At 58.6% G+C, this 13,013-nt stretch carries 10 protein-coding genes and 1 tRNA gene; 7 read left to right on the top strand and 4 right to left on the bottom strand.

What is annotated here, in order from left to right; genetic code table 11:
• Positions 1-294: 294 nt before the first annotated feature.
• Together E1297_RS08640 and E1297_RS08635 are read right to left on the bottom strand one after the other, a co-directional pair.
• Positions 295-370: transfer RNA gene (locus E1297_RS08640), tRNA-Lys, on the bottom strand.
• 143 nt (positions 371-513) lie between these two features.
• Positions 514-2,301, bottom strand: coding sequence for a radical SAM protein (locus tag E1297_RS08635; protein ID WP_368669495.1), 1,788 nt, complete (start codon positions 2,299-2,301; stop codon positions 514-516).
• Positions 2,302-2,960: 659 nt separating this feature from the next.
• Between E1297_RS08635 and E1297_RS08630 the strand changes: the two genes are divergently transcribed.
• The 7 genes from E1297_RS08630 to E1297_RS08600 all read left to right on the top strand — a co-directional run bounded on the left by E1297_RS08630 (position 2,961) and on the right by E1297_RS08600 (position 11,301).
• Complete coding sequence (locus tag E1297_RS08630) at positions 2,961-4,736, top strand: acetolactate synthase 3 large subunit (RefSeq protein ID WP_155136642.1); 1,776 nt, start codon at positions 2,961-2,963, stop codon at positions 4,734-4,736.
• 20 nt (positions 4,737-4,756) lie between these two features.
• Positions 4,757-5,329, top strand: coding sequence for an acetolactate synthase small subunit (ilvN, locus tag E1297_RS08625; RefSeq protein ID WP_155136639.1), 573 nt, complete (start codon positions 4,757-4,759; stop codon positions 5,327-5,329).
• 159 nt (positions 5,330-5,488) lie between these two features.
• Positions 5,489-6,733, top strand: a complete 1,245-nt coding sequence (gene serA / locus E1297_RS08620; protein WP_155136637.1) for a phosphoglycerate dehydrogenase — start codon at positions 5,489-5,491, stop codon at positions 6,731-6,733.
• Positions 6,734-6,953: 220 nt separating this feature from the next.
• A complete protein-coding gene (locus E1297_RS08615) occupies positions 6,954-8,867 on the top strand; it encodes a potassium transporter Kup (RefSeq protein ID WP_155136634.1) in 1,914 nt (637 codons plus the stop codon).
• 144 nt (positions 8,868-9,011) lie between these two features.
• Positions 9,012-9,761: a pyridoxine 5'-phosphate synthase gene (locus E1297_RS08610; RefSeq protein WP_155136631.1), complete on the top strand. Its 750-nt coding sequence runs from the start codon at positions 9,012-9,014 to the stop codon at positions 9,759-9,761.
• A gap of 10 nt (positions 9,762-9,771) precedes the next feature.
• Entirely contained in the window at positions 9,772-10,395 is a 624-nt protein-coding gene (locus tag E1297_RS08605) for a LysE family translocator (RefSeq protein ID WP_155136628.1), read from the top strand.
• A gap of 282 nt (positions 10,396-10,677) precedes the next feature.
• Positions 10,678-11,301 carry a LysE family translocator gene (locus E1297_RS08600; protein WP_155136625.1) on the top strand — a complete coding sequence of 208 codons (624 nt, stop codon included), beginning with the start codon at positions 10,678-10,680 and terminating at the stop codon, positions 11,299-11,301.
• Positions 11,302-11,403: 102 nt separating this feature from the next.
• Here the strand turns inward: E1297_RS08600 and E1297_RS08595 are convergent, their stop codons facing one another.
• Both E1297_RS08595 and E1297_RS49785 read right to left on the bottom strand, forming a co-directional pair.
• Positions 11,404-12,729 (bottom strand): MFS transporter, encoded by a 1,326-nt coding sequence (locus E1297_RS08595; protein WP_155136622.1) that lies wholly within the window; start codon positions 12,727-12,729, stop codon positions 11,404-11,406.
• The coding region (locus E1297_RS49785; protein ID WP_209015711.1) for a hypothetical protein at positions 12,726-13,013 on the bottom strand (288 nt) is incomplete at its 5' end. The genes E1297_RS49785 and E1297_RS08595, both read right to left, overlap by 4 nt.

Raw genomic sequence — 13,013 nt, 5'->3', positions numbered from 1 at the left:
AAAAAGGCCGGGTTTACCGGACGGACACGCGGAATCTGCCCCAAGGTCCGCCCAAAAACAGAGCAGGTTACGTTGGGATTTTCCTGCGGCGAGTGGCGCGCGTTTCCGCCGGATGGCCAGTCCCGGCCTCTTGCAAGCCGGGCATGCTTCCCCGGCCACACATGGACAGAACAGGAACAGAACATCGCCGTGCGACTTTTAAAAAGTCGCACAAAGTCGCACGTTCACGGTTCGTTCACGTTTGAAAGTCGCGTGAAAATCGCGAAATATTGGTTAATTTCAAAGGCTTTGGAATGGTGGGTGCACAGGGATTCGAACCCGGGACCGTCTGATTAAGAGTCAGATGCTCTACCAACTGAGCTATACACCCGTCTGACTGCGATGCGCGTTGAGCGCCGCGTCGGATGGCGGTGATATAAGCCGCCTTTCCGGCCGGAGCAATCCCCTTTATGACATTTTTTTAGCATTATCCAAAGCCCGTTTGCAAAACCGGTTCCCCCAAGGGTTTCCCGCTCATGCTGTCGCAGGCAATGGCTTGCGCTTCTTGGCGCTTTCGGTCAGCGACTTGATCTTTTTCGCCTTGTGCACGGCCTCGACCCCGCCGCGGGTCTTGGTGAACAGCTCCAGCTCGGTATATTCGTCCTCGCCGGCATGGCTGATGGCCGCATCCGTGTAATCGAACCGGGCTGCATCCTTCCACATGCGCCGGGTCAGGCGTTCATATTGCCCGCGCCGGAACCACAGCCAGGCTCCGATGGCAAAAGACCGCGGCCAGTATTTCAGGTGGAACCAGAGAAAGTTCTCGCGCTTGTACCCGGCCCGGCGGTCCTTGCGGTATTTCAGCCGGAAGAACCCGCCATCAAGTGAATAGACATTGTAAAGCCGCGCGGCCTCGCCGTAGAGCAGAAGGCGGTTGGCCGTGGTCATCTTCTTGTTGCTGCCGAGCGCTGCTGCCCGTTTCAGCACGGTCAGGCAATGATCGCGCGTGTAAAACCGCTCCCAGGCTTCGCGGTAGACAGCGTCCAGCTCACCGGGGCCAAAATTCGGATGCTCGAACACGGCGTGGGTCAGGTCGTATTTGTTGAGGTCCGGATCCAGCTTGTCCCCCCGCGCGACCGCGTTCTTGTGATCCATCGACCCGTGCAGCGGCGTCAGGATCGACAGGGACAGAATGTCGACCGCCAGCTCCCGCTTCAGGATGTCGATATCGTCCAGGATCGACTGGCGGGTATCATTCGGAAAACCGATGATATAGCCAGCGGTGATCACGACCGGATGCCGCTTCCAGGCCAGGAACATTTCGCGGTAGTCGGTGATCTTGTTCTGGCGTTTTTTGGAAGCCGCCAGATTGTCCGGGTTGATGTTTTCAAGACCGACAAACACCTGATCCACACCGGCACGGACGCATTTTTCGATGAAGTTCGGGATCTTGTGGCACAGCGTATCCACCTGAATGATCAGGGTAAAATCGAAGCCTTCCTTTTCACGCAGATGGATCAGGCGGTCGAGAAACGCCTCCCAGTTCCGGTTGCGTGCAAAATTGTCATCAGTGATGAAGAACTTGGTGATGCCCTTGGCCTTGTTCTCCCGGATGATTTTCTCCAGATCCTCCGGCGCGCGGAACCGGCTGCTGCGTCCCTGGACATTGATGATGCAGCAGAAGGTGCATTCAAACGGGCAGCCGCGCCCGAGATCGAAGCTGCTGTAGCCCATGGTCGAATTTTCGATGACAGTCCTGTCCACACGCGGGATCGGTTGCCCCGGAAGCTGAGGCAAGTCCTTTACAAAGTCATAGACGTCCTTGAGGTCTCCCGCATAGGCGTCGCGCAAGACAGGATCGAACCGCCCTCCCTCGGCCTCGCCCAAAAACATGCTGATCCCGAGATCGCGTGCCTCGACCATCTCCCCGGGCATCTCGTCCAGCATCGCCATGCAGCCGGTGACATGAAAACCGCCCATGCAAACCGCGATGCCCGCGGCACGAAGCGGACGGGCCAGATCCATCGCCCGGGGGAACTGGTTGGTCTGGACACCGACAAAACACACAAGCGACCGTCCGCCGTCAGCACGAATTCTCCGGATGAGGTCGGCCGGGACGATACGCGTGTTGCCTTCATCGAAACTGTGGATGCGCAAATCGACATTTTCGCCCAGAACCCGCCGGTCGCGGCAATCCTCGGCGATCCCGTAGAGACAGGCCAAAGAGTTGGCAGGAATTGTGGTCCTTATCCAGTGAACCGGATAGCCTTCCTCATCGTAACGCGTCGGCCGAATGAGGTACAAACTGAACACTTCGCGCACGCCTTCCTCCCAAATAAGCGAAACTCGAACACCGAAACTCAATAACTTCAGTGAAGAGTATGACAACTCGCAATATCTGACTTAGAGTTTTTGCATGATTCACATGCGCTGACCAAACCAAAATTGCGAGAACGCCCGCACACCCCGGAAAACGGTTTATCGCCCAAGGATTGCAACCCTTCCGATTTACCGGCCAGCCCGCATGAAAATCTCCGAAAAAAACGGGCATCAATTCGGCAACTTTTCAAAACCCGGCCTTACATCTGCGCAATAATCGAAATTTGCACTTGACCCTTCCAGCACGCATGATTAGGTTGCGGCGCATCATGAAACGGGATCACCGGGTCGTGATCCGGGCCTTCAGCGCCCGGGCATTGATGGATGGTTTGAGGAAATGAGAGACTTGATGACGTCCCTCCTTCTAGTAGTAGTAGGAAAGCGCGCCGCCGGAACGGATTGATGCCGTTCGGAACAGGTTGGCGCGCATTCAGGTCCCGGTGGGGCCTTTTTTTATGCCTCAACCCTCCGATATCACCGGATACACCTTGCGCAATGTCCCGCCCCCAGCCAGAGATCAATGCAAAACGGGATTGCAAAAGAGCCAAAAGGCCGGACTTGCCCGACAAAAGGCAAAGCGGCCCAATGCGAGGAAGACAAGAATGACACGGGAAATGACCGGCGCCGAAATGGTGATCCAGGCGCTGAAGGACCAGGGAGTTGACACGATATTCGGCTATCCCGGTGGCGCCGTGCTTCCCATCTATGACGAGATCATCCAGCAGGATGGCCTTGAGCACATTCTCGTGCGCCATGAGCAGGGTGCGGGTCATGCAGCGGAAGGCTACGCCCGCTCCACCGGCAAACCGGGCGTCGTTCTGGTCACATCCGGACCGGGCGCGACCAACATGGTCACCGCCCTGACCGATGCCATGCTGGATTCGATTCCGCTGGTCTGCATCACGGGGCAGGTTCCGACCCACCTGATCGGCAACGATGCCTTCCAGGAATGCGACACGGTCGGCATCACCCGTCCCTGCACCAAGCACAACTGGCTGGTCCGCAACGTGGACGATCTGCCGCGCGTCCTGCACGAAGCGTTTTACGTGGCCATGTCCGGCCGCCCCGGACCGGTTGTCGTCGACATCCCGAAGGACGTTCAGTTCGCGACCGGCACCTATCAGGGGCCAACCGCCAATCCGGCCAACACCCACAAGAGCTACCGCCCCCAGATCAAGGGCGATGCCCAGGCGATCCGCATGGCCGCCGAGATGATGGCCAAGGCGAAGAAACCGATCCTTTACACCGGCGGCGGCGTGATCAATTCCGGACCGGAAGCCGGGCAGTTGCTGCGCGAGCTGGTCGGCCTGACGAATTTCCCGATCACATCGACCCTGATGGGGCTGGGGGCTTATCCCGCCTCCGGCGACAACTGGCTCGGCATGCTCGGCATGCACGGCACGTACGAAGCCAATATGGCGATGCATGATTGCGACCTGATGATCTGTGTCGGCGCGCGTTTCGACGACCGCATCACCGGGCGGATCGATGCCTTCTCGCCCAACTCCGTCAAGATCCACATCGATATCGACCCGTCCTCTGTCAACAAGACCGTCAAGGTGGATCTGCCGATCATCGGCGATGTCGGTCATGTGCTTGAGGATCTGGTCCGGATCTGGCGGTCCTCGTCCCTGTCAGCGGACACGGCGGCCCTCAAGGACTGGTGGAGCGAGATCGATGGCTGGCGTGCGCGCAACTCTCTCGCCTACCGCCCGAACGAAGACGTCATCATGCCGCAATACGCGATCCAGCGGCTGTACGAGCTGACCAAGGACAGGAAAACCTTCATCTCGACCGAGGTCGGACAGCACCAGATGTGGGCCGCGCAATTCTACGGCTTCGAGGAGCCGAACCGCTGGCTGACATCGGGCGGTCTCGGCACCATGGGCTACGGCTTGCCCGCGGCCCTTGGCGCTCAGGTGGCCCACCGGGATGCGCTGTGCATCGACATTGCCGGCGACGCCTCGATCCTGATGAACATCCAGGAAATGTCGACGGCCGTTCAGTTCGGCCTGCCGATCAAGATCTTCATTCTGAACAACCAGTATATGGGCATGGTCCGCCAGTGGCAGCAGCTGCTGCACGGCAACCGCCTGTCCCATTCCTATACCGAAAGCCTGCCGGACTTCGTCAAGCTGGCGGAGGCTTATGGCGGCGTCGGGTACCGCGTCGACAAGCCGGCGGATCTTGATGGTGCGATCGAGGAAATGATCGCCGTCGACAAGCCGGTCCTGTTCGACTGCCGCGTGGCCAATCTCGCCAACTGTTTCCCGATGATCCCGTCCGGCAAGGCTCACAACGAAATGCTCCTGCCCGACGAAGCCAATGACGAGGCGGTTGCCAACGCCATCGGCTCCGCCGGCAAGGCACTCGTTTAAGGCTTGAGGGGTAGAAGAAAATGAACGCACAAAACCTGTCCGCGCCGTCCGCCTATTTTCTGGCCGAGGTCAGCGACGAAACCGAGACCCATACCCTGTCCGTGCTGGTCGACAACGAGCCGGGTGTGCTCGCGCGTGTCATCGGCCTGTTTTCCGGCCGGGGCTACAACATCGACAGCCTGACGGTGTCGGAAACCGAACACGAACAGCAGCTCTCGCGGATCACCATCGTGACCACCGGCACGCCGATGATCATCGAGCAGATCCGCCATCAGCTCGACCGGCTGGTGCCGGTGCACCGGGTCACCGATCTCACCGTCCGGGCCAAGCGCGCAAAGCAGGACAAGCCGCTGGAGCGGGAGCTGGCGCTGGTCAAGGTTGCCGGCACCGGTGAAAAGCGCCTCGAAGCGCTTCGTCTCGGCGACGCCTTCCGCGCCACGGTGATCGACGCCACGACCGAACATTTCGTGTTCGAAATCACCGGCCGGACCAACAAGATCGAGCAATTCATCTCGATCATGAAGCCGCTCGGACTCGTGGAAGTCTCGCGGACCGGCGTCGCCGCAGTCCAGCGGGGACCGGAGGGTCTCTGAGGACTTTCTATTCGCCGCGCCGCTATGGACGCGACGCTGATCAGCGCGTATACGACACCGGCGTTTCCGTAGCGAACGCCGGTGTTTGTGTTTCGCACCATCCGTCGACCGCAATGTCTTTGCGATCCGGATCAACCCGCCAAAAAGGGCTCATTTGCCATGATGCACGGTCTGTCCCGGCCGAAAAACCAAATCCGTTGGCTGCTCCTCGAAGGCATTTCGCCGACCGCGAAGGCTATTCTCGACAAAAACGGGTATTCCAACGTCGAAGTTCTCTCGCATGCTCTTGAAAAGGATGCCCTGATCGAGAAACTGCAAGACGTTCAGATCCTCGGCATCCGCTCCCGGACCCAGGTCACCGAGGACGTTCTCAAGGCTGCCAAGTCGCTTGTCGCCATCGGATGCTTTTCCGTCGGCACAAACCAGGTCGACCTCGATGCCGCCCTGACGCGCGGCATTCCCGTCTTCAACGCCCCGTTTTCCAACACACGCTCGGTTGCGGAACTCACGATTGCGGAAATCGTCATGCTGTTCCGCGGCATCTTCCCGAAATCAACAGCCGCCCATGACGGCCGGTGGATGAAGACCGCCGCCGGTTCGCACGAGGTTCGCGGCAAGACCCTCGGAATTGTCGGCTACGGCAATATCGGCACGCAACTTTCCAATCTGGCGGAGGCCATGGGCCTGCAGGTCATCTATTACGACCTGATCGACAAGTTGCAGCACGGCAACGTCAAGCCGGCGGAAAGCCTCGATGCCCTGCTCAAGGCCTCCGATGTCGTCTCGCTGCATGTGCCCGACACGCCCGAAACCCGCAACATGTTCAAGGAAGAACAGATCCGGGCAATGAAGCCGGGCGCGTTCCTGATCAACAACGCCCGCGGCAAGGTCATCGATATCGACGCGCTTGCCGCCGCCCTCAAGGACGGGCATCTGGCCGGTGCCGCGATCGACGTCTTCCCCGTCGAGCCGAAATCGAACAAGGACGAGTTCGTCTCTCCCTTGCGCGGTCTCGACAATGTGATCCTGACCCCGCATGTGGGCGGGTCGACGGAAGAAGCACAGGCCCGGATCGGCGAGGAAGTCTCGAAACGTCTGGTCGAATATTCCGATGTCGGCTCCACGATCGGCGCCGTGTCCTTTCCTCAGGTTCAATTGCCCAAAGGCACGGAAGTCACCCGCTTCATCCAGGTGCACCACAACGCCCCAGGTGCCATGCGGACCCTGAACGATCTGTTTACACGCAACGAGTTGAACATCTGTTCCCAGTATCTCCAGTCCTATCAGGAGATCGGCTATGTTGTGATGGATGTTGACACGCGGGTCGAGGACCCGGTCCGGATTCTGGAAGAGATCCGCGCGCTCCCCAACACCATCCGCGCAAGACTGCTGAACCGGGTGTAAGCCCACAGCTACCGATTAAAATCCCCGGAATTCCGGGGATTTTTTTAATCCAGGGTCTTTCACGCCACTAACAGCCGGATCTGGCAATTTCTGCGGCGCACCGGGCGTTTCCGTCCAGAGGCCGGCTCGTGTACCAGCCGAAAGAAGATATCTGACCGGCAAAGGGTTGCACCGCCAATCCATATGCTTAAGCTGATCCGGCCGACGCGGAGACAGTCTCATGGGGGGAGGTTCGGTTCTGGCAAGGTCCGGAACACACGACCAGACAGACGAAGCGGGAAAACCCGCCACCTTCTGGCTGTCGATCAGCGCCCTCGGGATTGTCTACGGCGATATCGGCACCAGCCCGATCTATGCACTTCGCGAAGCAATCAAGATCACGTCAGGGGATGCCGCACCCAGTCCGGCCGATATCATTGGCGCCCTGTCCATGGTGTTCTGGGCGCTGACCCTTGTGGTCGCCATCAAATATGCACTGATCGTGCTGCGGGCCGACAACAATGGCGAAGGCGGCACGCTGTCCATCATGACCCTTGCACGCTCGGCCGCCCGCAAACGCCCGGGCTTGTGCATGGTGATCGGCATGATCGGCGCTTCGCTGTTTTTCGGTGATGCCGTCATCACTCCGGCCATATCCGTATTGTCGGCCGTCGAGGGTCTGGAGGTCTCGGCTCCCGGCATTGCCGAATATATCGTGCCGATCACGATTGTGATTCTGGTGTCCCTGTTCGCGGTCCAACGCTTCGGAACCGGGCGTGTGTCGATCATATTCGGCCCCTTCATGTTGCTCTGGTTCGCCGTTCTCGGTGTGACAGGGATCACTCATCTGGCAGACGACCCGACGGTCTTGCGGGGACTCAATCCGCTGGAAGCGGGTGCATTCATGGTACGCCACTGGGAGATCGCCCTGCCGATGATCGGTCTTGCCTTCCTGGCAGTCACCGGTGCCGAAGCGCTTTACGTCGATCTCGGGCATTTCGGCAGAAAGCCGATCCTGCTGGCCTGGTTCGGCTTGGTCTTCCCCTGCCTCGTGCTGAACTACTTTGGTCAGGGCGCCTTTTTGCTCGGTTCCGGCGATCAGGTCACCCAGCCGATTTTCGAGATGGTTCGTGCGGAATTGCGCCTGCCAATGGTGTTGCTGGCCACCGTGGCCACGGTGATTGCCAGCCAGGCGGTGATATCCGGGGCCTTCTCGCTCACCCGGCAGGCAATCCAGCTGCATTTGCTGCCACGCTTTACCTGGTTTCATACCTCGGTCAGCCAACCGGGGCAGATCTATGTCCCGCAGGTCAACTGGCTGGTCATGGCTGGCGTCCTGCTGCTGGTCGTCGGGTTCGGCTCGTCAGAGGCCATCGCCGCCGCCTACGGCTTGTCCGTGACCGGTGAGATGGTCGTGACGACGGTGCTGCTGTCGGTGGTGATGCGCGGAAAATGGATGTGGTCGGGTCTTGCCGTCGCCGCCGTCATCGGACCGCTTTTGCTTGTCGACCTGACATTCCTGACCGCCAATGCAATGAAGGTGCGCGACGGCGGCTGGGTGTCCCTGCTGATCGCCTCCTTTGTCTTGCTGGTCATGTGGACATGGACCCGCGGGCGCACGCTGACAAAAGACAAGACCGGCAGGGCGGAACTGCCGCTTGAGACGGTGATACGGTCCCTCAAGAAATCCCCGCCCCAGACCGTGCCGGGAACGGCCATTTTTCTGACCGGCGACTATGAAAACGCGCCGACCTCCCTGATGCATAGTCTCAAACATTACAAGGTCCTGCACGAGCGGAACTTTGTCCTTATGGTGAAGACACTGCCGCGTCCGCGCGTCGATCGGGACGACCGGGTGATCATTGACCCGATTGACGACACCTTCACAAGGCTGACCCTGAACTTCGGCTATATGGAAGACCCGGATGTTCCCAAGGCCCTTGCCTCGGCGAAACGGCAAGGGCTGGTGTTCGACATGATGTCGACGTCATTCTTTGTGTCCCGCCGGTCGCTGCGGGCGCGGCGCGGGGACCGGTTGCCATTGTGGCAAAAACGTCTGTTCATTGCGCTGGCCAAAAACGGGGACGACACCACCGCCTTCTTTCACCTGCCCGCCGGGCGGGTCGTGGAGATCGGCGCCCAGGTCGTGATTTGAGAAGGCAGATCGCCGCCCAATCGGAACAGGATTGTTCCTACGGACAATTTCCCGTTTGACTTCAACGCCATTTGGGTCAAATTCCTTCGGGCCTCGCGCGGCAAATCGCGCTTCGTTCAACATCAGCCCAGAAACCGAATACCCATGACTGCTGTTTCGCGCCTGTCCGTCAATGTCAATGCCATCGCCGTTTTACGCAATCGCCGTGACCTGCCCTGGCCAAGTGTGACAGGAATGGCTGCAATTGCCATGGAGGCGGGAGCCAAGGGCATCACGATCCACCCGCGGCCGGATCAGCGCCACATTCGCACATCGGATGTGTTCGATCTGGCCGAGTTGATGGAAGACCGTTTCCCGAACAAGGAATTGTGCCTCGAAGGCTATCCATCGCCTGAGTTCATGAAGCTGGTCGAGGAAGCCCGCCCCGATCAGGTTCTGTTCGTCCCCGATGACCCGGGCCAGAGCACGTCGGATCACGGCTGGCAATTCGACGCTGATACATCAGAGCTTCAGGACGCGATTGCGCAGGCGAAGGATTGGGCCGTTTCCGTGGCCCTGTTTTGTGACCCGGATCCGGAGGCTGCCAGACAGGCAGCCCGGATCGGGGCTGAACGCATCGAGATCTACACCGGCCCCTATGGCGCCTGCTACGGCGCTCCTGATCGCGCAGCGAAGGAGTTGGCAAGGATCGGCGAGACAGCGGACACGGCCAAATCGCTGGGGCTGGGCGTCCATGCCGGTCACGACCTGACCGTCGACAACATTCCGGCCTTGGTCAGACGGGCCCCCTTTATCCGGGAGATGTCGATCGGGCATGGCTTTACGGCAGATGCCCTGATTTACGGCTTTGCCGAAAGCGTCAACCGCTTCCGCACATCCATGGGCGAGCGATAGGTCCAGACAAATGTCCTTTGAAACCTGGCTTCTTTTCATCCTGGTGGGGCTCGTCCCGGCAATCAGTCCCGGCCCGGCAGTCCTGCTCGCGATCAGCAACACCTTGCGATTCGGGCGCAATGCCACGCTCGCTTCGGCTTCCGGAAACGCAGTTGGTCTCGTGATTCTCGGATTTGCGGTGGCTTACGGCTTCGGCGCCATCATGGCGACATCCGCCCTTGCCTTCACCATCCTGAAATTCATTGGCGCAGCCTATTTGATCTATCTCGGCTTCAAGGTCTGGCGTGACAAGAGCGGCTTCAACTCCCTGGATGGCAGCCTTGGCGCGCAAAAAAGCAAACGCGCCCTGTTTCTGCAGGCCCTCGCCGTTTCCGTAACCAACCCGAAGGCGATCCTGGTGATTTCGGCCCTGTTCCCGCAGTTTCTCTCCCGGGACGGTGTTCACCTCGATCAGGTCGTTCTTCTGTCGCTGAGCTATGCGGCGTTATGCTGGCTCAATCACGCTGCCATTGCCGTTGCCGGCAACAAGCTGCGCCGGTTCATCATGAACGAAAGGCGGCTGACATTGACACGCCGGATCACCGGCGGCCTGTTCGTCAGCTTCGGCGCGGCCATGGCGGCAGCGGGCAGATAGACGCGGGTAGCGCCACGTTCACATACTGCTTCTGGAAGGTCCGTGGCAGCGCTGGATCAGGACGCAACCGCCTACCACGCTGCGCGACCAAATCCACCACGTTACATTTTCAAATTTGACATGATTTGGTCAGGAAAAACACCTCTTGTGTCAATGGCCTGATTTCCCATATCCCGTGAACGCCGATCCGGTTGAAGGTCAAGACCAATGCCGTGGTCCCATGAAACGCGACCAGCGTGCGTCCTCACAGGCGCCGGTGGGAAAGCCAAAAGGGCTTTTCCGATGCCAATTGAAACCTGGCTTCTGTTTGTTGCAATGGCACTCGTTCCGGCTCTGACCCCAGGACCAGCCGTATTACTTGCAATAAGCAACAGTTTGAGATTTGGAAGCCGCGCAACTCTTGTTTCTGGAACCGGAAACGCCATTGGTGTCGCAATACTGGGGTTTCTCGTTTCCTTTGGCTTGAGTGCGCTTCTGAAAACGTCGGCCACGGCATTTGAAGCAGTCAAATGGGCAGGGGCCGCATATCTTGTCTTCCTCGGGATCAAGACCTGGGCCGACAAATCACATCTGCGCGCGCCCGATCTGGGAAGCAACCTGATCACGAGCAATGGAAGACTGTTCCGGCAAGCGTTCATTGTGGCTCTGACCAATCCGAAAATGATGTTTTTTATCTCGGCCCTGTTTCCCCAGTTCATGCCTCACCACGGAGTGAGACTTGAAACAGTCGGGATCATGTCGTCGACCCTTGCGGCAATGTGCTGGGCAAATCATGCATTCATCGCTTCGGCTGGCACCCACCTGCGCCAACTCATCCTGCAACCGAAATCCCAGACCATTCTCCGCCGCACTGCCGGGGCACTGTTCATCGGTTTCGGTGCGGTGTTGGCGGTGGCCGCAAGATAGTCAATCAGCGTGCAAACACATTGGCTGGCACAGCAAAAACCTGCCAAATCCCTATCGTACCAACTTGGGTCTGCAAACAATTAATACACTCAAGTCTTTGTTCTATCGAGACTTTTCGTGCACGAGATCTTTGCCCTTGCGAGTGACCTTCAGCGCTGCCACGAGCCCCATGCCGGCAAAAACCATCATGTACAGGGCTGGCGCCACGACACTATCTGTTCTCTGGATCAGATAGGTCGCCATTGCAGGAGCAGTGCCTGCGAACAGCGCCAGGGAGGCATTGTAGCCAATCGATAGAACGCTTACCCGGACCGCTCTTGGCGGTATTTCAGCCAGAAAGGCGGGGTTGGCACCATACAACACCCCCAAGATCACGGCGAAAGTCCCTTGCGCGACGAATATCATCACAGATGAATCGTGATCAAGCAGAACAAACAACGGCACAGAAAGAACAAAAAGCGCCGAACCAGCCCATAGAATGATACGGCGCCGCCCCAGGAGATCAGCGAGATAGCCCCCCACAGGGATCAGGATCAACATGACAACAAGCGCCAGCGTATTGAGGTTGAGCGCAAGCCCCGGTGCCAAATGAAGCTGTTCGCTGAGGAATGCAGGTGCAAATACGAACACAATGTACAAGCAGACACCTGGCGACAATGCGAGGGCGCCGACTGCCATCATCCCGGCCCAGTGATCGCGCATCGCAACGATCACCGGGGAGCGGTCAAGCTTGCGCTCATCCGGCTCCTTGTAGTCCGGCAACGTCAAGGACCGCCGCAGCATTAACCCGACAATCATGATGAATAGACCGGACAGGAATGCATATCTCCAAATGCCGCCGGTCATCTGTTCGGTCGTGAAGATACTGGCCATGACGGTTGTTAACGCAGACCCCAGGATGAACCCGGAAATACTGCCAACATTGACCATGCCGGTAAACACTCCACGCCTGCCTTCCGGCGCATGCTCGGCAAGGTAGGCAATCGACCCGCTGAACTCTCCGCCAACCGATATTCCTTGCAGTATCCGCAAGAATATCAGCAACACACCTGCAAGCGGTCCGACCTGATCGACCGTTGGCAACAGTCCGATCAGGCCAGTGCTGATCCCCATCATCATGATGGAGATCAACATGACATAGCGCCGCCCGAATACATCTCCGATATGGCCAAAGACCATTCCTCCGAGAGGCCGCGCCAGATATCCGGCTGCAAAGGTCCCGTAAACGGCGAGCAACGAACTGAGCGGATCGGCAGAGGGAAAGAAAAGCGGTCCGATATATTGCGCTAGGTATCCGTAAAGGGCGAAGTCGAACCATTCCAGCACATTGCCGACAGCTCCGGCTGCGACAACACGTTGTGTGGGTGGTGGCTTCCGGTGTTTGGGCTTTTTTTGCGACCCCAGTAAAGCGCCCGAACCAATTTTCACAAATCACCCCTTTTTGGCCGGGGTGCAATCCTTGAAATCCCAGGTGAAGTGCGCCCGGCATTTTTGGATACACGGCACCCGGCGCGCGCAACCTGTTTGATTCCGGCAGCCTGCCACGCTTGTGATGAATTGCAAAACGCCTTGTCAGAAAAACGAGAAGAAACTTGGCGTCCATCGACCCGTTGGCGGAAAATACAGTGCATAAACAGCCGGATAAACGCGTCAGACCCGAGCTTCTTCCCGAGCAAACACCCGCTCGGCGTTATTGTAGATCCTTGCCCCTT

The organism is Roseibium sp. RKSG952, from assembly GCF_009711355.1.
The sequence above is the reverse complement of the archived record's forward strand: the minus strand, read 5'-3'. Positions and strand labels throughout refer to the sequence as shown.